The organism is Monashia sp. HAY1-2A, assembly GCF_056755315.1.
In genome coordinates this window covers 1-20,265 of sequence record NZ_JBNDHY010000084.1, presented here as the reverse complement: position 1 = coordinate 20,265, position 20,265 = coordinate 1, and the positions used below count along the sequence as shown (strand labels likewise).

At 73.4% G+C, this 20,265-nt stretch carries 19 protein-coding genes; 7 read left to right on the top strand and 12 right to left on the bottom strand.

What is annotated here, in order from left to right:
• Positions 1-121: 121 nt before the first annotated feature.
• The gene (locus ACPYOM_RS13510; protein ID WP_481346356.1) at positions 122-5,470 is read right to left on the bottom strand and encodes an NAD-glutamate dehydrogenase; all 5,349 of its coding nucleotides are present in this window, start codon (positions 5,468-5,470) and stop codon (positions 122-124) included.
• Positions 5,471-5,680: 210 nt separating this feature from the next.
• Between ACPYOM_RS13510 and ACPYOM_RS13505 the strand changes: the two genes are divergently transcribed.
• From ACPYOM_RS13505 to ACPYOM_RS13495, 3 genes are all read left to right on the top strand, one after another.
• On the top strand, positions 5,681-6,031 hold the full coding sequence (locus ACPYOM_RS13505; protein ID WP_481346355.1) for a hypothetical protein: 351 nt from the start codon (positions 5,681-5,683) through the stop codon (positions 6,029-6,031).
• Positions 6,028-6,519, top strand: coding sequence for a hypothetical protein (locus tag ACPYOM_RS13500; protein WP_481343358.1), 492 nt, complete (start codon positions 6,028-6,030; stop codon positions 6,517-6,519). Before ACPYOM_RS13505 ends, ACPYOM_RS13500 begins: the two co-directional genes overlap by 4 nt.
• A gap of 80 nt (positions 6,520-6,599) precedes the next feature.
• Positions 6,600-7,097, top strand: a complete 498-nt coding sequence (locus ACPYOM_RS13495; protein ID WP_481343357.1) for a DUF2505 domain-containing protein — start codon at positions 6,600-6,602, stop codon at positions 7,095-7,097.
• A gap of 60 nt (positions 7,098-7,157) precedes the next feature.
• Here the strand turns inward: ACPYOM_RS13495 and pruA are convergent, their stop codons facing one another.
• The 8 genes from pruA to ACPYOM_RS13455 all read right to left on the bottom strand — a co-directional run bounded on the left by pruA (position 7,158) and on the right by ACPYOM_RS13455 (position 14,351).
• Positions 7,158-8,786, bottom strand: coding sequence for an L-glutamate gamma-semialdehyde dehydrogenase (gene pruA, locus ACPYOM_RS13490; RefSeq protein ID WP_481346354.1), 1,629 nt, complete (start codon positions 8,784-8,786; stop codon positions 7,158-7,160).
• A 115-nt stretch (positions 8,787-8,901) separates the two neighbouring features.
• Positions 8,902-9,300: a DUF4870 domain-containing protein gene (locus ACPYOM_RS13485; RefSeq protein WP_481346353.1), complete on the bottom strand. Its 399-nt coding sequence runs from the start codon at positions 9,298-9,300 to the stop codon at positions 8,902-8,904.
• A gap of 92 nt (positions 9,301-9,392) precedes the next feature.
• A complete protein-coding gene (locus ACPYOM_RS13480) occupies positions 9,393-10,106 on the bottom strand; it encodes an SGNH/GDSL hydrolase family protein (protein ID WP_481346352.1) in 714 nt (237 codons plus the stop codon).
• A 60-nt stretch (positions 10,107-10,166) separates the two neighbouring features.
• A complete protein-coding gene (locus ACPYOM_RS13475) occupies positions 10,167-11,177 on the bottom strand; it encodes an alpha/beta fold hydrolase (protein WP_481346351.1) in 1,011 nt (336 codons plus the stop codon).
• A 99-nt stretch (positions 11,178-11,276) separates the two neighbouring features.
• Positions 11,277-11,879 (bottom strand): TetR/AcrR family transcriptional regulator, encoded by a 603-nt coding sequence (locus ACPYOM_RS13470; protein WP_481343422.1) that lies wholly within the window; start codon positions 11,877-11,879, stop codon positions 11,277-11,279.
• A gap of 57 nt (positions 11,880-11,936) precedes the next feature.
• A complete protein-coding gene (locus ACPYOM_RS13465; protein ID WP_481346350.1) occupies positions 11,937-12,458 on the bottom strand; it encodes an NUDIX domain-containing protein in 522 nt (173 codons plus the stop codon).
• Between the two features lie 16 nt (positions 12,459-12,474).
• Positions 12,475-12,930, bottom strand: coding sequence for a DUF6912 family protein (locus tag ACPYOM_RS13460; protein ID WP_481343420.1), 456 nt, complete (start codon positions 12,928-12,930; stop codon positions 12,475-12,477).
• Positions 12,930-14,351, bottom strand: a complete 1,422-nt coding sequence (locus tag ACPYOM_RS13455) for a WS/DGAT/MGAT family O-acyltransferase (protein WP_481346349.1) — start codon at positions 14,349-14,351, stop codon at positions 12,930-12,932. The genes ACPYOM_RS13460 and ACPYOM_RS13455 overlap by 1 nt, the downstream gene beginning before the upstream one ends.
• A gap of 40 nt (positions 14,352-14,391) precedes the next feature.
• Between ACPYOM_RS13455 and ACPYOM_RS13450 the strand changes: the two genes are divergently transcribed.
• Entirely contained in the window at positions 14,392-14,775 is a 384-nt protein-coding gene (locus ACPYOM_RS13450) for a hypothetical protein (RefSeq protein ID WP_481343418.1), read from the top strand.
• Between the two features lie 16 nt (positions 14,776-14,791).
• Positions 14,792-16,162, top strand: a complete 1,371-nt coding sequence (locus tag ACPYOM_RS13445) for a hypothetical protein (protein ID WP_481346348.1) — start codon at positions 14,792-14,794, stop codon at positions 16,160-16,162.
• On the opposite strand, the gene ACPYOM_RS13440 is transcribed toward ACPYOM_RS13445, so the two are convergent.
• The gene (locus ACPYOM_RS13440; protein WP_481346347.1) at positions 16,152-17,597 is read right to left on the bottom strand and encodes a CpaE/TadZ family protein; all 1,446 of its coding nucleotides are present in this window, start codon (positions 17,595-17,597) and stop codon (positions 16,152-16,154) included. The genes ACPYOM_RS13445 and ACPYOM_RS13440 overlap by 11 nt on opposite strands.
• Positions 17,594-18,256 carry a CpaB family protein gene (locus ACPYOM_RS13435; RefSeq protein ID WP_481346346.1) on the bottom strand — a complete coding sequence of 221 codons (663 nt, stop codon included), beginning with the start codon at positions 18,254-18,256 and terminating at the stop codon, positions 17,594-17,596. Before ACPYOM_RS13435 ends, ACPYOM_RS13440 begins: the two co-directional genes overlap by 4 nt.
• Positions 18,257-18,608: 352 nt before the next feature.
• On the opposite strand from ACPYOM_RS13435, the gene ACPYOM_RS13430 reads away from it, so the two are divergent.
• Positions 18,609-18,839, top strand: coding sequence for a helix-turn-helix domain-containing protein (locus tag ACPYOM_RS13430; protein WP_481343414.1), 231 nt, complete (start codon positions 18,609-18,611; stop codon positions 18,837-18,839).
• Between the two features lie 34 nt (positions 18,840-18,873).
• Here the strand turns inward: ACPYOM_RS13430 and ACPYOM_RS13425 are convergent, their stop codons facing one another.
• Positions 18,874-19,422: a hypothetical protein gene (locus ACPYOM_RS13425; RefSeq protein ID WP_481346345.1), complete on the bottom strand. Its 549-nt coding sequence runs from the start codon at positions 19,420-19,422 to the stop codon at positions 18,874-18,876.
• A 166-nt stretch (positions 19,423-19,588) separates the two neighbouring features.
• Between ACPYOM_RS13425 and ACPYOM_RS13420 the strand changes: the two genes are divergently transcribed.
• Complete coding sequence (locus ACPYOM_RS13420; RefSeq protein ID WP_481346344.1) at positions 19,589-20,224, top strand: hypothetical protein; 636 nt, start codon at positions 19,589-19,591, stop codon at positions 20,222-20,224.
• Positions 20,225-20,265 lie beyond the last annotated feature (41 nt).

Below are 20,265 nucleotides of genomic sequence, written 5' to 3'. Positions count from 1 at the left end.
CCCCCCCCCTCCCCCAAACGAAAAAAACAACCCCCCACATTACTACGCGTCTCGTGGGCTCGGAGATGTGTATAAGAGACAGGGGTCATGCCCCGACGCGGCCACCGGGCCCGGGTCGGGGTCAGCCGTGCGCGTCCGCCGCGGCTGCCCGGGCGGTCGCCTTCCTGCGTGCAGCCGTGGTCCGGGCGGCCGCAGCCTTCTTCTTGGCGGTGAGCGTGCTCGGGGCGACGCCGTTGGTCGCGGCTGCCGCCCGGGCGGCAGCCGTGGTGCCCTGGCCCGCGCCCGCCGTCTCCCTGGCCGCCTTCTCCTTGGCCGCCTTCTTCGCGACCTTCCGGGCGGTCCCGCCCTTCGCGGCCGCCTTGCTGGCAGGCGCCTTCGTCCCGGCCGCCTTCCTCGCGGCACTCTTGCCGGCGGCACTCTTGCCGGCGGCACTCTTCGCGGCCGCGCTCTTGACGGTGCTCGCCTTGCGCGCGGCCCGCTTCGTGGCCGACGCCTGCTGCGTCGGCGCCGCCGGCTCGAGGGCCGGGCTCTCGTCGTGCCGGGCCGGCCGCGGCGGGGCGGAGGAGGCCGGACGGGTCACCGTACGCAGCGTGCGCAGCGCAACCGAGAGTGCGGCGATGCCCGCGTGGCTCATCCGCTCGATGCCGCCGAGCGCCTGCCGGGCCCGCCCGAGGGCGTCGGCGTTGAGCTCGGACCACGCCTCGAGGCGCGCCGCCGGCTCGGCGGAGCGGTCGCTGACCTCGAGGATCGAGCGGGTCAGGCTCTCCAGCACGGCGTAGAGGTCGTCGCGCATGGCGCCGCGGGCGAGCGCGTCCCAGCGGTCCTCGCGCGGCAGCGCCGAGACCCGCGTCAGCATCGCGTCGATGCTGAAGGTCTCGGAGGCGCGGAAGTAGACGCCGACGACGTTCTGGAGGGGCTCGCCGGTGTCCTCGGCCAGCTCGATGCAGTCGAGCAGCGAGTACGCGTCGAGCAGGGACGCCGCCGACAGCGCGAGCTCCTCGGGCACGCCCTTGCCCTGCAGGTCGCCGGCGCGACGCACGAGGCGGGCGCGCTCGCTGCCCTGGAGCAGCTCGGACATCCGGCCGGCGTACGCCTCGACGCCCGGACGGAACCGGGCCACCTCGCCGGCGATGTCGAGCTCGGCCGGGCGAGAGGTGAGGAACCAGCGCACCGCCCGGTCGAGGAGCCGACGGAACTCGAGGTAGAGCGCCGTCTGCGCGGCCGTCGTCACCTGGTTGTCGGTGCCCTCGACCCGGCGCACGAACCCGGCCAGGTCGAAGACCTCGCGGCACACGACGTACGCGCGGGCGACCTGCTCCGGTGAGGCGCCGGTCTCCTCGGTGGCACGGTAGGCGAACGTGATGCCACCGCGGTTGACCATCGAGTTGGCGACCGCGTTGGTGATGATCTCGCGCCGCAGCGGGTGGGCGGCGATCTGTTCGGCGTACTTGCGGCGCAAGGGTTTCGGGAAGTAGTCCGTCAGCGTCGTCGCCAGCCACGGGTCGTCGGGCAGCGTGGTCGCGATGAGCTGGTTCTTCAGGTACAGCTTCGCGTACGCGACGAGCACCGAGAACTCGGGCGAGGACAGGCCCAGGCCGTCCTTCTGCCGGCGCGCGATCTCCGAGTCGCTCGGCAGGAACTCGAGCGCGCGGTCGAGGTCGCCGTGCTCCTCGAGGAACTGGATGAGCCGCTCGTGGACCCCGAGCATCGCGTGCTGCTGGGCGCGGGCGTTGCCGAGCAGGACGTTCTGCTCGTAGTTGTCGCGCAGCACCTGCTCGGCCACCTCGTCGGTCATCGAGGCGAGGAGGGTGTTGCGGCGCTTCGTCGTCAGCTCGCCGGTGCGGGTCAGCTCGGTGAGCAGGATCTTGATGTTGACCTCGTGGTCGGAGGTGTCGACGCCCGCGCTGTTGTCGATGGCGTCGGTGTTGACCCGGACACCGGACAGCGCGGCCTCGATGCGGCCGAGCTGGCTCAGGCCGAGGTTGCCGCCCTCGCCGACCACCTTGCACCGGAGGGCGCTGCCGTTGACGCGGATGGCGTCGTTGGCGCGGTCGCCGATCTCGGCGTTCGTCTCGGCCGAGGCCTTGACGTAGGTGCCGATGCCGCCGTTCCACAGCAGGTCGACCGGTGCGAGCAGGATCGCCTTCATCAGCTCCGCGGGCGTCATGCTCCGGGTTCCGGAGCGCAGGCCGAGGGCCTGGACCATCTGCGGCGTCACCGGGATCGACTTGGCCGAGCGCGGGAACACGCCGCCGCCCGCGCTGATGAGCGATGCGTCGTAGTCGGCCCAGGAGGAGCCCGGCAGGTCGAACATCCGGCGCCGCTCGGCGTACGACGTGGCGGCGTCCGGGTCGGGGTCGACGAAGATGTGCCGGTGGTCGAAGGCGGCCACGAGCCGGATGTGCTCCGACAGGAGCATGCCGTTGCCGAAGACGTCACCGCTCATGTCGCCGACGCCGACGACGGTGAACTCCTCGCTCTGCGTGTCGAGACCGAGCTCGCGGAAGTGCCGCTTGACCGACTCCCAGGCCCCACGGGCGGTGATCCCCATGCCCTTGTGGTCGTAGCCCGCCGAGCCACCGGAGGCGAACGCGTCGTCGAGCCAGAAGCCGTAGTCGGCGGAGATGCCGTTGGCGATGTCGGAGAACTTCGCCGTGCCCTTGTCGGCCGCGACGACGAGGTAGGTGTCGTCCTCGTCGTGGCGCACGACGCGACGCGGCGGCACGGCCTGGCCCGACACGAGGTTGTCCGTGAGGTCGAGCAGGCCGCTGATGAACAGCTTGTAGGACGCGATGCCCTCGTCCAGCCAGGCGGCGCGGTCGAGCGCCGGGTCGGGCAGCTGCTTGGCGTAGAACCCGCCCTTGGAGCCGGTCGGCACGATGACGGCGTTCTTGACCATCTGGGCCTTGACGAGGCCGAGGATCTCGGTCCGGAAGTCCTCCCTGCGGTCCGACCACCGCAGGCCTCCCCGGGCGACCTTGCCGAAGCGCAGGTGCACGCCCTCGACGCGGGGGCTGTAGACCCACACCTCGAACATCGGCCGTGGTGCCGGGAGGTCGGGGATCTTCCTGGGGTTGAGCTTGAGGGAGACGTACGACTTGTCGTGGCCGTGCTCGTCGGGCTGGTAGAAGTTCGTGCGCAGGCTCGCCTGGATGACACCGAGCAGCGCCCGGACGATGCGGTCGTGGTCGAGGCTCGCGACGTCGTCGAGGGCGTCCTTGATCCGGGTGACGATCGTCTTCTGCCGTGCGGCACGCTTGTCGCGGCCGGCCTCGGTGTCGGGGAAGGCGTCGGGATCGAACCGGGCCTCGAAGAGCTCGACGAGGCTGCGGGCCAGGCCCGTGTGCGTCCCGAGCGCCGACTCGACGTAGTCCTGCGAGAACGTCGACCCGGTCTGGCGCAGGTACTTGGCGACGGTGCGCAGGATGACGACCTGGCGCCACGTCAGCCCCGCCCCGAGGACGAGTGCGTTGAAGCCGTCGGACTCGGCGCGACCGTCCCAGACGGCACGGAAGGCGTCCTCGAACCGGCGACGCACGTCGTCGGCGGCCGACCCGGACCCGCCCCACGCGTCGGCGTCGGCGCGCAGCCCGAAGTCGTAGATGCGCAGGGTGCGCCCGTCGGGACCGCGCAGCTCGTACGGGCGCTCGTCGCCGACGTCGACACCGAGGTGGGTGAACAGGGGCAGCACCTGCGTCAGCGACAGCTCGGCTCGCCGGTAGAGCTTGAAGCGTCGCTCCTGGGCGGAGTCGCTGGACGGGTCCTCGTAGAGGTGCAGCGCCGTGGTGAGGTCGCCCTCGCCGAGCCCCTCGATGCGGTCGAGGTCCTCGACCGCGGTCGCGACGTCGAAGTCCTCCTTGTACGCCTCCGGCAGCGCCTTGGCGTATGCCGCCATGGCGCGCGCGGCGCCGTCGGTGCCCCGGGCGTTCGCGAGCGCGTCGGCGAGGTCCTCGTCCCACGTCCGGGTGGCGTCGATGACCTTCTGCTCGAGCGCGGCCTCGTCGATGTCGGGGATGTCGACGCCGGCCGGCATCCGCACGACGAAGTGCAGGCGGGCGAGGACCGACTCGCTGACGCGCGTCGTGTTGTCGATGTTCTCGCCCCCGAAGGCCTCGAGGAGCAGGGCCTCGATGCGCAGGCGGACCGTCGTGTTGTAGCGGTCGCGCGGCAGGTAGACGAGGCACGAGACGAAGCGGCCGAACTGGTCCCGCCGCAGGAACAGCTTGGTCTTGCGACGCTCCTGCAGGTGCAGCACGCTCGTGGCGATGTCGGCCAGCTGCGCCGCGCTCGTCTGGAACAGCTCGTCCCTCGGGTAGGTCTCGAGGATCTGGAGGATGTCCTTGCCCGAGTGGCTGTCGGCCGACAGGCCGGTGATCCGCAGGACCTCCTGCGCGCGCACGTCGACGAGCGGGATGTCGTGGATGGTGTCGTTGTAGGCGGCCGACGCGTAGAGCCCGAGGAAGCGCTGCTCGCCGACGCACTCGCCGTGGGCGTTGAACCTCTTGATCGAGATGTAGTCGAGGTAGACGTCGCGGTGGACGGTGGCGCGCGAGTTGGCCTTGGTGATGATGAGGATCGACGAGTCGCGCGCGGCGCGGCTCGCGGCCGGCGTCAGCACGAGGCCGCTGGCGGCACGCGGGCGGTCGTAGCGCAGCAGGCCCAGCCCGGTGCCCGGCACCTGCCGCGAGATGTCCTTGCCGTCCTCGTGGGTCAGCGAGTACTCGCGGTAGCCGAGGAAGGTGAAGTTGTTGTGCGCCAGCCACTCGAGGAACCGGGCGGCCTCGCGGGCCTGGTGCGGGTCGGTGCCGGGGGGCGTGGCGGAGCGCAGCTCGCTCGCGATCGTCAGGGCGTGCGCCCGCATCTTCGGCCAGTCCTCGACGGAGTCGCGGACGTTCTCGAGGACGTGCCGCAGCCGGTTCTCGAGGTCGGGCAGCGCGTCGTCGGGCAGCCGGTCGATCTCGAGGTGCATCCACGACTCGCGGACGAGGCCGACGCCGCCGCTCGGCACCGTCGTGCTGCCGTCGGTGACGATGGTCTGCAGCTCACCGGTGATGGTGCGCGACACCGTCATCTGCGGGTGGACGATGAGGTGGACCCCACGGTCGAAGCCACCGAGGGCGGCCACGACGGAGTCGACGAGGAAGGGCATGTCGTCGACGACGATCTGCACGACGGTGTGGGTGGTGGACCAGCCCTCGTCCTCGGGCGTGGGGTTGAAGGCGCGGACGTTGAAGGTGCCGACCGGCCGCTCGGTGGCGAACGTCCGGTGCGCCTCGGCGATGGTGGCGAGCTCGCGGGTCGGTCGCGCGAGGAGGTCCTCGGTGGCGACGAGCCGGTAGTACGCGAGGAGGAACTCCTCCAGCTCGCTCGTGTGGTCTCGGGTGGCCCGACCCCTCCTCGGGGCCGGTGCGACGGCGGCCGCCGCAGCCTTCAGGACGTCGATTCGAGTCTGTTCGAGTGACGCGGACATGCGCTCTTCGGATTCCTCACCGTGGGCCTCGGGCACGGCACGCCGTCGTGCCGGCCTCTCACCCTGCGAGCCTATCCCCGTTCCCGGTTGCGGCCACACCACCCCCTCGGCTCGTCGCGGGGCGGTGGAGATGGGCGGTGGAGATGGGCGGTGGAGGCGGGCGGTGGAGAACTGCCGGGCCGCGGCGCCGCGACTGCCTAGAGTGGGGCCATGACCGACGGCACCGGGCAGCGGGCGGCGCGCGACGCCGACCGCGCGACGCTCCGGGCCCTCGCCGATGCCCGGGCCGGCGCCCGCACGTGGTCCGACGCGCTCCTGACGCACCTGCCCGACGTCGGCGACCTCGCGACGCAACGGCTCCTCGACGCGTGGGTCGAGCAGGGCGCCGACACGCTCCGCGCCCTGTCGGAGGCCCTCGAGGAACGGCTCCTCGACCTCGGTGCCGCCGGCGCGACGGAGGCTACGGCGGCGACGGACGCGCCGCGCGTGACCGGAGCGTCCGGAGCACCAGGGGCGTCGGGCGCGGCCGCCGTCCGAGGGGCCGGAAGGGGGACGCGGTGACGGGCACGGACGGCGACGCGGCGTCGATCTCGGCCCTCGGTGGGGTCCTGCGCACGGCCGCCGACCGCCTCGTCGGCCACGTGCACGAGCTCGACGCTCCGGCCGGCCGCCAGGTGCGCCGCGGCGGACCCGACGTCACGGCCGCAGAGCGCGACCTGCTGACCCGGACGGCCACCGAGCTCGACGGCGTGGGTGGGCTGCTGCAGGCACTGACCGCCGCGACCGCCGAGAGCGCGGCGCGGCTGCGCGCCCTCGAACCGGACCTGCAGCGTGCAGGACTCGTCGTCGAGGGCCAGATCGTCGTCGAGGCACCCGGTCCGAGCCGCGTCGAGCCGCAGACGCGGCTGCGCGAGCGCGAGCGGCTCCAGGAGCTGCTCAACCGCATCACGGCGGCCCGTGCGCGCGAGCTCGCGCACCTGCGCCGCGAGCTGGAGCGATCGACCGCCGCGCTCGCCCGGCTCTCGGACAGGTGCCGCGCCGGCGCGTGACGGGCGCGAGCGCGCGGTCTGCAGGGTCGGCGACGGTGATGGGACGAGGGGTGCCGAGCACGTGGCATAGCGTGTCGCCCATGAAGATCTCCGAGACGATCTCGTACGTCGCCGCTCCGGACGCCGTGTTCGCCATGGTCACCGACCCGCACTTCCAGGAGCGCAAGTGCGTCGAGGCCGGGGCCCTGCGCCATGAGGCCGCCGTGAGCCCCACCGGCGACGGCGCCCGCGTCGTGACCCGGCGTGACCTGCCGACCGACGGGCTGCCCGACTTCGCCAAGTCCGTCGTCGGCGGCACGCTGTCGATCACCGAGACCTACGAGTGGTCCGGCGCCGCGCCCGATGCCAGCCGCAAGGGGACCCTGACCGTCGAGGTCGCCGGCGCGCCGGTCGCGATGCGCTCCGACGTGCGCCTGTCCCCCACCGGCGCCGGCACGACGATCAGCATCGAGGGCGACCTCAAGGCCTCGATCCCGCTGCTCGGTCGCAGGATCGAGAAGGCCGCCGAGCCGGCCGTCGTCAACGCCATCCGCAGCGAACAGCGCACGGGCCGGGCCTGGCTCGCCGAGCGCGGCTGACCCCGCGCCCTCCAGGCGAGAGGCCGGCCGCGTGGGCCGGCCTCTCGCACCGGCGCGCGCTCAGCCCATGTGCGGGTAGGCGTGGTCGGTCGGCGGGACGAAGGTCTCCTTGATCGAGCGGACGCTGGTCCAGCGCAGCAGGTTCTGCGCCGCACCCGCCTTGTCGTTGGTGCCGGACGCGCGTCCCCCGCCGAAGGGCTGCTGGCCGACCACCGCACCCGTCGGCTTGTCGTTGATGTAGAAGTTGCCGGCCGCGAAGCGCAGGCGCTGCGTCGCATCGGCGATGGCGCGACGGTCCTGGGCGATGATGGAGCCGGTGAGGCCGTACGGTGCGAAGCGCTCCATCTGGTCGAGAACGGCGTCGTACCGCGCGTCGGGGAAGACGTGGACCGACAGGATCGGCCCGAAGTACTCGGTGCGGAACGACTCGTCGGACGCGTCCCCGACCTCGAGGACCGTGGGGCGCACGAACCAGCCCACCGAGTCGTCGTACGTGCCGCCGGCGATGACCTCGATGCCGTCCGTGGCGTGCGCCCGGTCGATGGCGTCCCGGTGCTTGGCGAATGCCCGCTCGTCGATGACGGCGCCCATGAAGTTGGACAGGTCGGTGACGTCGCCCTGGGGTAGGCCGTTCGTGATGTCGACGAGGTCGGACCGGATGCGGTCCCACACGGAGGCGGGAACGTAGGCCCGCGAGGCGGCGGAGCACTTCTGGCCCTGGAACTCGAACGCGCCGCGGATCATCGCGGTGCGCAGCACGTCCGGGTCGGCGCTCGGGTGGGCGAGGATGAAGTCCTTGCCGCCGGTCTCGCCGACGAGGCGCGGGTAGGTGCGGTACCGGTCGAGGTTCGTGCCGACCTCGTGCCACAGGCGCTTGAAGGTCGGGGTCGAGCCGGTGAAGTGGATGCCGGCGAGGTCCTCGTCGGCCAGGGCCGCCCTGCTGACCTCGACGCCGGTGCCGGTCACCATGTTGATGACGCCGGGCGGCAGGCCCGCCTCCTCGAGCAGCTCCATCGTCAGCGTGGCGGCCAGCTGCTGGGTCGGGCTCGGCTTCCACACGACGGTGTTGCCCATGAGGGCCGGGGCGGTCGGCAGGTTGCCGGCGATCGCCGTGAAGTTGAAGGGGGTGATGGCGTAGACGAAGCCCTCGAGCGAGCGGTAGTCCGACCGGTTCCAGATGCCCTTGGCGTGCAGCGGCGGCTGCTGCTCGAGGATCTGGCGCGCGAAGTGGACGTTGATACGCCAGAAGTCGATGAGCTCGCAGGCTGCGTCGATCTCGGCCTGGTAGGCGGTCTTGCTCTGGCCGAGCATCGTCGCGGCGTTGAGGCGCGCGCGCCACGGGCCGGCCAGCAGCTCGGCGGCCTTGAGCAGGATGGCGGCGCGGTCGTCGAAGGACAGCGCGCGCCACATCGGGGCGGCGGCCTTGGCCGCGTCGACGGCGGCCTGGCCCTCCTGCACCGTGGCGTCGCGCAGGGTGCCGAGCACCTTGGCGTGGGCGTGCGGCTGACGCACCGCGATCTCGGGGCCCGTGCCCGTGACCCGCTCACCGCCGATGGTGTGCGGCAGGTCGCGCCGGCTGGAGCCCAGCTCGGCCAGGGCGACCTCGAGCGCCTTTCGCTCGGGCGAGCCCGGCGCGTAGTCGAGCACCGGCTCGTTGGCCGGTGCGGGCACGTGGGTCACGGCGTCCATCACAATCTCCTGCGGGTTGGCGCGGTCTTCTGCCCGACACGGGCGATGGGGTGGCCCGCCTCGTGGGCGGGACCACCCCATCGTTCCATGACGTCGGGCGTGCCCGGCAGCGTCGTCAGTGCAGGACCGGGATGCCCCACGGGTACCGGAACGCCTGGCCGCGGTTGGCCGCCATCGCGGCCCGGACGTGGAACCACAGCGCGGCGACCACCGCCACGATCCACACGATGACCGCGATGGGGATGAGGATGACCGTGAAGAACATGAGCCAGCCGACGATGATGGCGGCCCACACGGCGAGGTTGAAGTTGAAGGAGCCGGCGGCGGCCTGTCGCACGAAGGCGCTGCGGTCCTTGTAGGCGACCCAGATCAGGAGTGGGCCGACGAAGCTGAGCCAGCCCACGGACACGACGGCTGCGACGATGGCGGCCAGGTGTCCCAGGATCGCCCACGTGCGCTCGTCGCTCGTCGGGGTCAGGGCCTGCCCGGACGGGTTGGGAATCGGGTGTGTCATGGCTCCATCGTGGCCCCGACCGGGCTCCCTGCGCTGCCGGGGACGGCCCTGATCGGACCCTGACCGGCCCCTGACTGCTGCGGAGGAGGAGGTCAGGTGCCGGCGCCGACGGCGTCCTCGACGGTGAGCGAGCAGACGGCGCTCGTCTCGGCGGCGATGCCGAGCGTGCGGAGCAGGGTCAGAGCCATCTCGTGGTGGCCGCGGGCGCTCGGGTGGAAGGAGTCGTCCAGCCATCCCTCGGGTGCGACCTCGGCGCCCGCGGCGTCGGCCGCCTGACGCCACGAGGCCGCATGGTCGACGACGAGGACACCGAGCGCCTCGCCGACCTCGCGCACGGCGTCGGCGTAGAGGGCGATGAGCTCGGGCGTGCGCGGACCGTCGGCGAGCACCGGGGGCGGCGTCTGGAGCACCACGGTGGCCCCGATGTCGCGCGAGCGCTGCACGATCTGGTCGATGCGGTAGCGGTAGGCGCGGATGCCGTCGGCCCCCGCGACGATGTCGTTCGTCCCGAACATGACGAGGACGACGTCGGGGCTGAACCGACCTGCGCGCCAATGGAACTCAGGGAGCAGGTCCTCGGCCGTCGTCCCCGAGACCCCCGAGTTGACGACGGCGTCACCGCGGCGGCCGAGCTCGCCACGGACGCGCTCCGCGAAGTGCTCGACGTAGCTGCGCCGGCCGTGGGTGTGCACGACGCCCTGCGTGATGCTGTCACCGAGGAACACCCAGGTGACCGGCGGGCCGGCGAGGATCTCCCGGAGCCGGTCGGCGTCCCGGCGTGCGTACTCGTCAGCGGTGAAGTCCATTACCGCAACGTAACAACCCCTCCGCCCGCCGCGACCCCCCTCGCCCAGCAGGTGGGACGCTCACGCGACGTCGCTGCCCGCCGCGGGCGACCACGCCGCCGCGTCCGGTCCGTCCTGGGCGAACGGCCACGGTGCCGGGGCGTCGAGTCCGTGCAGCGTCGGCTCGACGGGCAGGCGGTCGGCGAACCGGGCCACGGCGCCGGCCACCGCGCGGTCGGCGAGGATCCTGCGGTGTCCGAGGCCCACCGTGCTGAGCAGCCGCGCGCCCGGCCAGGACCGGACGAGTGCGGCCGACGCCTCGTGCGGCACCTCGCGGTCGCCGAGGTCGTGGACGACGAGAAGGTCCGGGCGACCGGGGCCTGCCGCGGGTCCGAGGCGGGGGTCGGCCGCGCGCTCGAGGTCGCCCCCGAGCCGGACGAGGTCGAGCTCGGAGACGGCGTGGCCCGTGCGTCGTCGGGCCCTCGCCTCGAGACGGCGCACCGTCCGCGCGCCCAGTCCGAGGTCGGCGCGGAGCCGCTCGACGAGGTGTGGAACCCCCGGCACCGGCGCGACGAGGACGAGCCGCTCGGCACCGACCCACCCGTCGCGCAGGGCGAGGAGCGCGGCCAGGGCACCCATCGAGTGCGCGACGACCGCTCGCGCCGGGCCGAAGCGGGCAGCCACCGCATCGAGGGACCGACCCAGCTCCACGGCGTCGCTCGTCCCGTCTGCGTGACGCCCCCGGTCCGAGTGCCCGTGACCGAGCCCGTCGAAGGCCACCGCCTGCAGGCCGGCGTCGGTCAACGGCCCGACGAACGGCAGGAGGTGCTCGAGGGTCCCGCCCCAGCCGTGGACGAGGTAGACCACCGGGCCCTGCCCCCACGACCACCCCCGGACGACCCGCCCCTGCACCGGCACCTCGAAGGGCGCACCGAGCAGCTCGCGCACCGTGGGCGCCGGGTCGTCGGGCGGAGGCGCGGCGACGAGGCCGCTGCGCGCGACGCGGGGGACGCGGGGGACGCGGAACCACACGCCTTCGAGCAGGCGCGCCGCCAGGGGCGGAGCCAACCGGTCGAGGGCTCGCAGAGCCATCGACGATGGCGTCCGAACGATCGTGCTTTTCTGTGATGCTGGATAAGCCATGACGGTCCTTCCGGGGATGGGCCCCTGCGGTGGGCGGTCGGAACGCGGTCAGGCCGACCGGGCGACCGGCCGGCACGCGTCGAGGAGACGCTCGAAGGCCCGGCCGGCGCGGGCCCGAGCCCCGGCGTCGCGGAGGAGCCGGCTGGCCTGGTGGTGCGCCAGGACGATGCCCTCGAGCTCGTAGGCGAACTGCTCGGGCTCGACGTCGGCGCGGAAGTGCCCCTCGGCGACGGCCGTGCCGACGATGAGCGCGACCGACTCCTGCTTGTCGCGCTCGGCACGCACGAGCTCGTCGCGCACGGGCCCCTCCTGGTCGTCGAACTCGCTTGCGGCGTCGACGAAGATGCAGCCGCCGCCGTACCCGTTCGACTGCCACTCGAGCCAGGCGTCGAAGAAGGCGCGAAGACGCGGCTCGCCGCGCGGCGATGCCAGGGCAGGGCGCAGCACGACGTCGGTGAACCGCTCACGGGCGTGCCGGAGCACCTCGACCTGCAGGGCCTCCTTGGAGGCGAAGTGGGCGTACAGCCCGCTCTTGCTCAGCTTGGTGGCGGCGGCCAGCGTGCCGATCGTCAGGCCCCCGAGCCCGACGCGGGACGCGAGCTCGGCCGCCTCGTCGAGGACCGCCTGCTTCGTCGCGTCACCCTTGCCCATGGACCCATAAAAGCACGACCGTTCGGCCTAGGCAAGAGCCGTGGACCGCCCAGACGGTCAGACGCCCTCGCGACCCGGGTCGAGCCAGTCCCGCAGGATCGGGCGCCACACGGCGACGCTGTCCGGCACCACGGACTCCGGCTCCTCGTCGACGATCCGGACCAGCTCGGGGAGGTCGACCCATGCGCCCCACGACACCTCCTCCAGCTGCCAGCGCACCGGCCCGTCCCACGTCGCCGTGTAGCGGAAGGCGCGGTAGCGGGTCGCGGCGTCGGCGTAGTCGGCGACCCCGAGCGGCACGAGCGGCACGCCGTGCACCCCGAGCTCCTCCTCCAGCTCGCGGAGCGCCCCGTCGCCGGGCTCCTCCCCCGCCAGCACCACGCCACCGGCCGCGAAGTCGAGCAGGCCGGGGTACACGTCCTTCGTCGTGGTGCGCCGGTGGAGGTACACGCGACCGTCCGGGTCCCGCACGACGATCGAGGACGCCGCGTGGCGCAGGTTGCGCGACCGCATCACCGACCGGGGCGCGCTGCCGACGACGCGTCCGGCCTCGTCGTAGAGCGCGACCTGCTCGCCCACCGGGATCCCTTGCGACTCAGGCGAAGAAGCCGCGCACGTCGTCGAGCTCGGTGACGTCGTACCAGAGCAGCTCGTCGGCTTCGTCGTCCGGTCCTGCTGCCGACACCTCGTCGTCGACGTGGAAGGACGCGACGCGTGACAGGGGCAGCGGTGCGGTGACGACGACCCGCGACACCGGCGCTCCGCCGCTCGGGACCGCCCGGTGCACGACGGCATCGGCATCGGCGTCGGCGGAGGCCACGACCCGGCGGTCCGCGCGCGCGACCCGCAGGCCGCCGGCCGCGTCGACGGCATCGCTGAACGCGGCGTACTCGAGGTCCTCGAGGTCATGGCCCGGCGCCGACGCCTCGAGCGCGGGCGTCACGGCGAAGGCGAGGCGTGGCGTCCCCGGACCTGCGGACAGCCGTCCGGACGACGCGAGCTCCTCGAGCCCGTCGCGCCCGAGCGGCACGTAGACGCGGACGACGGGCATCAGGACTCCCTCCCGCTGCGCAGCTCCTCGAGGGACTCGAGGATGGACTGGCCGAGCACGTCGACGTCGGGCATCGCGCCGCGGTCGGCGTTGAGGCCGTAGTACACGCCGCCGTCGTAGGAGGTGATGCCGATCGACAGGGCCTGCCCCTTGGCGAGCGGCGTCACCGGATAGGTCGAGAGCATCTTCGCGTCCCCCGCGTAGAGCGGCGTCTGCGGCCCGGGCACGTTGGTGATCATGACGTTGTAGAGACGCCGCGACATCGCCGAGCCGACGCGGGCGCCGAGGGCGTGCAGGGTCGGCGGCGCGAAGCCCGCGAGGTTGGCCAGCGACGTCGCGCCCACCGCCTGGCCACCCTCCATCTGCTGGCGCATCGCGAAGGCGATCTGGTGCAGCCGCATCGAGGCCCCGGGCTCGCCGACGGGCAGGTTGACCACGCAGGCCATGACCTGGTTGGCGTACATGCCCGACGGGTCGTCGCCGTAGATGCTCACCGGCACCATGGCGCGCACCGTCGTGGCCGCCGACACCGGCTCGCCGCGGCCCAGCAACCACGTTCGGAACCCGCCCGCGATCGTCGCGAGCACGACGTCGTTGATCGTGACGTCCTCGGCGTAGGCGCCCCGCGCGAGGCACGCGCGCACCCGCCGGTAGTCCTCGAGGTCGGTGGCGATCATGACCCACCGCCGGGCCGAGCCGATCTCGGCGTTGAGCGGGGAGTCCGGCGCCGGCCGGGCCGCCGTGCGGGCGACCGTGGACAGCAGGTGGCCCGCCGACTCCGCGGCTCGGACCGCGACGTTGAGGGCGTCGTTGACGCCGCCGCGGACCAGGTCGACGACCTGCGTCGGGCGCCGGACCGCGTCGACGAGCGCCTCGGTGACGAGCTCGACAGAGGACGGCGACCGCTGCGGGTCCCAGGGGACGAGCTCCTCGTCGAGCTCCCCGCCCTTGACCGCGTCGACGAGGACGTGCGCGATGTCGAGCGCGTTGACGCCGTCGATGAGGGCCTGGTGGGTCTTGGTGACGATCGCGAACCGGCCGCCCGAGAGGCCCTCGACGAGGTACACCTCCCAGAGGGGACGGGTGCGGTCCAGGCGCCGCGGCTGGACCCGGGCGACGAAGTCCTGCAGCTGGCGGTCCGTGCCGGGGCGGGGCAGCCCGGCGCGGCGCACGTGGTAGCTCATGTCGAACGACTCGTCGTCGACCCAGACCGGGTTGGCGATCCGCCCCGGCACGTCGCGGACCTTCTGCCGGAACCGTGGGATGGCCCCGATGCGGCTGCCGATGATGCCGACGAGCCGGTCGTAGTCGAAGCCCTCGCGCGGTGGCTCGAAGACCATGACCGACCCGACGTGCATCGCGGTCGTCGACTCCTCCAGGTAGAGGAACGACGCGTCGAGCGAGGTCAGCCGGTCGGACATGGTCACACTCTGCCAGACCCCCACATCTAGGATCGTGGCCATGCGTGTGATCCGGGCCCTGTCACCCGTCGTCTGCGTCCTCGCGCTCGCGGGTACCGCCGCGTGCAGCACCACCGGCGCCGGCGCGGGCACGTCGGCCGCCGGCGTCGGGGCCACCGGCACGGTCAGGCGGCTCGCGGTGACGATCACCGGCAGCACCGTCACCCCGGCGCCGGCGCAGGTCGACGTGCCGGTCGGCTCGACGCTCGAGCTCGTCGTCACGAGCGACCACGACGACGAGCTGCACGCCCACGGGTTCGACCAGGAGGTGCAGCTGCGGGCGGGCACCCCGGCGACGCTCCGGCTCACGGCCAAGGACCCCGGCCTCTACGAGGTCGAGACGCACGAGCCCGCCCTGACGCTGCTCACCGTCGCGGTCCGCTGAGCGGGTCGGACGCGTCGTGACCGCCGCACCCGACGGCCTCGCGCCGGGGCTCGCCCCCGTGCTGGCGCCGGCGCTCGCCCCGGCGCACGGCGTCGGGAGCCGCGGGGACCTGCCCCTGCCCTTCACCGCCCTCGTCGTGGCCGCCGTGTCGGCCCTGCTCATCTCGTTCGTCGCCATCGGCGTGCTCTGGCGCGAGCCCCGGCTCCGCCGGGACCAGGGCCTGCCGCTGCCCCTGGCCGTGGGTCGGGTCCTCGACTCGCGATGGCTGCGCGTCCTGGCTCGGCTCGCCGTCGGGGCCGTCACGGTGTGGACGCTCGTGGCGCTCGTCGGTGGGCCCGACTCGGCCCGCAACCCGGTGCCGCACGTCGTGTACGTCTGGTTCTGGGTGGGTCTTGCCTTCGGCTCCATGCTTCTCGGGCCGGTGTGGCGTGTCGTCAACCCGCTGCGTCTCGTGCACCGCCGGCTGCTCGCGCTCGCGAAGGTGCCGCCGGACACCGCCGTCGCCCGCTACCGGGCCGGACTCTGGCCGGCGGCCCTCGGGCTTGCCGCGTTCACGTGGCTCGAGCTCGTCGCGACCGACAACACCGACCTGCTCGTCCTGCGGCTCGTCATCGGCGCGTACGTCGCAGTGACCGTCCTCGGCTCGGTGGTCTTCGGCCCGGCCTGGTTCGACGAGGCCGACCCCTTCGAGGCCTGGTCGCGCCTCCTCGGCCTGCTGTCCCCGCTCGGACGTCGGCCCGACCGCCGTTGGGTCCTGCGGACGCCGCTGCACGGCATCAACACGCTGCGCGGCACCCGCGGGCTCGTCGCGACGGTCGCCGTCATGCTCGGCAGCACGGCCTACGACGGGTTCTCGGCGAACCTGTCCTGGTCGACGTTCGTGCAGAGCTCGCCGTTGCCCTCGGTCCTGCTCAAGACCGGCACGCTCGTCGGCTTCTTCCTGCTCGTCGCGGTGACGATCTGGCTGGCCTCCGTCGTCTCGGTACGCCTCGCCGGCGAGCCCGTCGGCCGCTCGAGGGAGTTCGTCAGCGACATCGCCCCGTCGCTCGTGCCCATCGCCGGTGGCTACGTCGTCGCGCACTACTGGTCGCTGCTCGTCTACCAGGGGCAGTACGCGTGGGTCCTGCTCACCGACCCCCTCGGCACCGGCGCCGACCTCCTCGGCACGGCCCACCTCGTGCCGAACGACGCCTTGATCCAGCCGACGCTCGTGGCCACGATCCAGGCCGTGAGCATCGTCGTCGGCCACCTGCTGGGCGTCCTGGCAGCGCACGAGCGCGCCATCACCGTGCTCCCGCGTCGGGCCGCCGTCATCGGCCAGGTGCCACTGATGGTTGTGATGATCGTCTACACCCTCGGTGGGCTGACGATCCTCTTCACGCCCTGACGGCCTGTCGACGCCACCCGACGCGTCGCCGCCGACCGAGCGACCCCTGCTGCGGCACCGTCCACGGAGCCACCTGCGATGCGAGGTCGGCCACCGCGCGGCGCAGCGCCGAGTCGGGGGCGTGCTCGACGACGGAACGTCCGGCGAGCATCGCACCGTCGACGGCCTCGGGGTCATCGGGCACGAACCGGACCCCGCCGAGCCCGGCGAACCGCGCGAGCGAGTCGGCGATGCGGCCCTGCGGCCGCGACCCGACGGCCGAGGCCCGCACCCGGTTGACGACCGGTACGGGGTCCCCCGAGGGGACGGTACCGAGCTCCTGGAGCCCCCGGACGAAGCGCTGCAGGCCGACCGGGTCGCCGCCGCCCACGGCGACCACGAGATCGGAGACGGCGAGCGCCGTCAGGGTCGCCTCGTTGCGTCGCGGGGCCGAGGTGTCGTAGCTCAGCTCCTCGTCGTCCTCGAGGCAGAAGCCGCAGTCGACGACCACGGCGTCGACGAGCGAGCGGGCAAGGTCGAGAACGCGCTCGAGCGCGCCGGCGCGCACCTCGGGCCAGCGTTCGGCCTTCGGCAGGCCGGTCAGCACGCGCAGGCCCCGGACGACCTCCGGTGCGATGCGGGCCAGCGCGGGCAGGTCGAGCAGGCCTTGGTCGGCAGCACGGCACGCGGCCGCCACACCAGGGGCCTCGTCCAGCACGCCGAGCGCCTGCGCGACGCACCCACCGTAGGTGTCGGCGTCGACGAGCAGCACGGACACCCCACGGGAGGCGAGCTCGGCGGCCAGGGTCGTGGCCACCGTCGTTCGGCCGGGAGCCCCGTTCGGCCCCCACACCGCCAGGACCGGTGCCCGGCTCGGCCGCCCGGTGAGGACATCGGGGGCGCCCGCGTCGCGGGAGTCCGGGTCCAGGTCGCCGGTAGCGGCCGGAGCGGACGCGCCTCGAGGGGTCCACCCGACCGGCTCGTCCGCGGGCGAGGGAGGGAGCACGTCGGCGGGCCCGGGGTCGCCACCGGCGACGTGGGCCCCCTCCCCCACGGCAGCGCCGGGAGCGGCGTGACCGAACGCGGCCTCGAGGGCGTCGGCGTCGTCGGGGACCCGGTCCGCGAGTGCCTCGGCGAGACGCTCGGGCTCAGCATCGACGGGAACCACCCGGTGGATGGACAGCTGCCGCAGGCGCCGCTCGGCGTCCTCGTCCGCCCCGGGGACGAGCCCGACGACGACGAAACCGCTGCGGCGCAGTCGGTCCACGACCTCGAGGTCGAGCCCGCGCAGGTCCCACGAGACGACGGCCACCGAACCGAGGCCGGCCTCGGCGACCGACAGCAGCTCGGCCACGTCCGCGCACCGGCGGGCGATCGTCACCCCCGGCAGCGCCTCGAGGGCCTCGGCGACCGGCGACTCCCACCGGGGGCTCAGGCCGGTCAGGACCTCGGTCATGACCCGGGACCCGAGACGGCCCCGACGACCGGGACGAGCGTGAGCCGGGCGTCCCCGTCGACGGCCTCGACCAGCGGCGTGACCTTCTCGCTCGGCACGAGCAGCTGGACCGAGGTGGTCGCGTCGGAGCCGAAACCGCTCTGGCTGGTCAGGACCGCCGACACGGCCGCGGCCTGGATGAGCCGCGTCGTGCGGGCGGCGGCCGCATCGGACGTCGTGGCGGCGCGCGGCGTGACGAACACGTCGACGCGCGTGCCGCGAGCCAGCCCCTGGGCGGACGCGGCATCGGCCCTGACGGTGACGCGCTGCACGTCGACCTGGTCCCCGCTGCCCACGGCCGAGGCCGGCACGAGCTCGCCCGCGCGGACGTCGCGCAACAGGTACGACCCGACCGGCGCCGGGGCGTCCGCGGTGAGGTAGGTCGACAGGCCCTCGCCCAGCTGGACGTCGGCGCGCACGAACGACGAGGCCTCGACGCGGTCACCCGCGACGAGGTCGCTGCCGGCGACCCACACCGGCACCCGGTCGTCGGCACTCGCGACCGCCTTGGCCCCGAGCGTCGCCGCGAGCACGACGAGCAGGACACCGACGACGAGCCGACTGTCACGCCAGCCCGGTCGCTCGAGGCGTCTGGCAACCGGCCGCGCCAGCTCGGACATGGGACCCCCTGTGTGACGATGCGAAGCACGAACCGTGATGAACCGGGCGAACCGGCACAGCGCACATCCTGCACCAGCGCGCACGCCATCGCCCACCGACGTCGACACCTGTGGATGGCGACGGCTCACCGCAGCCACGGGGCCTACCATGTGGCGGTCGGACGCAGCCGTACCCGACGTCCGGCCGCTGCAGGGGATGCGGGAGGGTCGGGTACGCGCCGCCCTGGACGGGTACGGACGCCGTGAGGCGCCCGGACCACCACGACGTCCCGCCAGGGCACAGCGCCGGGGTGACCGACGCCACCACAGCACGACGCGGTCCTGCCGATCGCCGACACGACAAGGAGCGGACGTGGCCCAGCGGTTCCTGCAGCTCGCCGAGGTCTCCGAGATCCTCAACATCTCCTCGGCCCAGGCCTATGCGCTCGTGCGCTCGGGTGAGCTACCGGCCATCAAGATCGGCGGGCGCGGCCAGTGGCGGGTGGAGGTCAGCGAGCTCGAGGCCTACATCGAGCGGATGTACGCCGAGACCCGCTCCTTCGTCAAGGCGCACCCGTTCGGCGGAACCGTGGACGACGTGTGAGCGGCCGCCACGTCCCTCCTGCCGCGGCGCCGGGTCAGGCGAGCCGGCGCACGGTGGCCAGTGCGGCGAACGGGACGACGACCGACCCGCTGACGTTGTCGCGTCGGCGCGGCTCGTCGGGGGCGTGGACGGCCAGCTCGAGGTGGTCCGACCCCACCATGTCGATGGTGCCCGTGGACTGACGGCCGTCGAGGTCCGCCAGCTCGACGGGCGCGCGGTCACGGCTGAGGACCCGCAGAGCCGCGCCCAGGCCGAACCGCCGGGTGACGACCGAGGGTGTACGCGCCCCGCGGCCCAGCCCCGCCAGCGACCGCACCGCGGGGAGGGCCACGAGCACCTGGCGGTCGGCCGCGGGCTCGAGGAGCACCCAGTCCGGGCCGACGTCGCGGACAACCCCCGCGAGCACCCGGCCGGGAAGACGCAGGGAGACCGCACTCGCGCCCAGCTGCGCCAGGAGCCGGGTGTGGAGGTCCAGCTGGGCGCGCTCGCGCCGCACCCGGTCGGCCACCTCGGTGACGAGGCCACGGGCCTCGTCGGCATCGACCTGGGCCTCGAGGTCGTCGAAGAGCCGTTCCCAACGCATGGCACCACTGTGGCGCCTGCAGCCCGATGGCGCGACCCGAGTCATCCACAGGCATCGAGGCTCAACTGTGGCCAAACGCAGGCAAACTGCATTGAATGAGCCCATGAACCGGGGAACGAGCGGGTCCAGGTCACGGAGTGCACCTCTCCGACCTCCGCCAGGTCGTGTGCAGGAGCAGGGCGGCCGGGTCCGCGCCGCGGCGTGGGCTGCGGTCGGAGTCGGGGTCGCCTCGGGGGCCGCCCGCCTCCTCGTCGAGGTGGCTGCCTCCGGCCCGCGCACGGCCGACTCAGCCCGGCCGGACCAGCTCGTGCTCGTCGGGCTGGCCTGGCTGGGTGCCGCCCTGGCCCTGTGGCTCGCTGTCGGGTCCGGGTTGGCGCTCCTGGCCCTGCTCCCCGGCGCTGCGGGGCGGCTCGCCGCAGGGGTGGCCGAGCGCGTCACCCCGCTCGCGGTTCGCAAGGTGCTCACCGTGCTGCTCGGAGCCTCCGTCGGCTCGCTCGCCCTGCCACCCGCCTCGCTCTCCTCGGCCGGCAGCGCACCGGTCGCGGCTCCCGCCCGCGGCGGCGAGCCAGGAGGGCTCGGCGCAGCGGGTACCCGGGGCGCTTCCCGCGGGGGCGGAGGGCCGGACGCGGCGCCGGCCGTCCCCGGACCCGGGTTCCTGCCGTCGATGCCGGGTGACGCAGTCGGCCGGGACCGGCCCGAACACCGGTCGCTGGCGGCACCCGTCGGGCCGGGCTACCGACCCAGCGCGGACCACGGCGCTCCCTGTCTCTTATACACATCTCCGAGCCCACGAGACGCGTAGTAATCTAGGGTGGGGGGGTTTTCTGGGGGAGAAGGGGGGGG

Excerpts from the sequence above, each read along its gene's own strand:
- ACPYOM_RS13455 (WP_481346349.1), bottom strand. The coding sequence starts at position 14,351 with ATGTCCGACCGGCTGACCTCGCTCGACGCGTCGTTCCTCTACCTGGAG.
- ACPYOM_RS13460 (WP_481343420.1), bottom strand. The coding sequence starts at position 12,930 with ATGCCCGTCGTCCGCGTCTACGTGCCGCTCGGGCGCGACGGGCTCGAG.
- ACPYOM_RS13425 (WP_481346345.1), bottom strand. The coding sequence starts at position 19,422 with ATGCGTTGGGAACGGCTCTTCGACGACCTCGAGGCCCAGGTCGATGCC.
- ACPYOM_RS13495 (WP_481343357.1), top strand. The coding sequence starts at position 6,600 with ATGAAGATCTCCGAGACGATCTCGTACGTCGCCGCTCCGGACGCCGTG.
- ACPYOM_RS13435 (WP_481346346.1), bottom strand. The coding sequence starts at position 18,256 with ATGTCCGAGCTGGCGCGGCCGGTTGCCAGACGCCTCGAGCGACCGGGC.
- ACPYOM_RS13510 (WP_481346356.1), bottom strand. The coding sequence starts at position 5,470 with ATGTCCGCGTCACTCGAACAGACTCGAATCGACGTCCTGAAGGCTGCG.
- ACPYOM_RS13450 (WP_481343418.1), top strand. The coding sequence starts at position 14,392 with ATGCGTGTGATCCGGGCCCTGTCACCCGTCGTCTGCGTCCTCGCGCTC.
- ACPYOM_RS13440 (WP_481346347.1), bottom strand. The coding sequence starts at position 17,597 with ATGACCGAGGTCCTGACCGGCCTGAGCCCCCGGTGGGAGTCGCCGGTC.
- ACPYOM_RS13505 (WP_481346355.1), top strand. The coding sequence starts at position 5,681 with ATGACCGACGGCACCGGGCAGCGGGCGGCGCGCGACGCCGACCGCGCG.
- ACPYOM_RS13485 (WP_481346353.1), bottom strand. The coding sequence starts at position 9,300 with ATGACACACCCGATTCCCAACCCGTCCGGGCAGGCCCTGACCCCGACG.
- pruA (WP_481346354.1), bottom strand. The coding sequence starts at position 8,786 with ATGGACGCCGTGACCCACGTGCCCGCACCGGCCAACGAGCCGGTGCTC.
- ACPYOM_RS13470 (WP_481343422.1), bottom strand. The coding sequence starts at position 11,879 with ATGGGCAAGGGTGACGCGACGAAGCAGGCGGTCCTCGACGAGGCGGCC.
- ACPYOM_RS13480 (WP_481346352.1), bottom strand. The coding sequence starts at position 10,106 with ATGGACTTCACCGCTGACGAGTACGCACGCCGGGACGCCGACCGGCTC.
- ACPYOM_RS13475 (WP_481346351.1), bottom strand. The coding sequence starts at position 11,177 with ATGGCTCTGCGAGCCCTCGACCGGTTGGCTCCGCCCCTGGCGGCGCGC.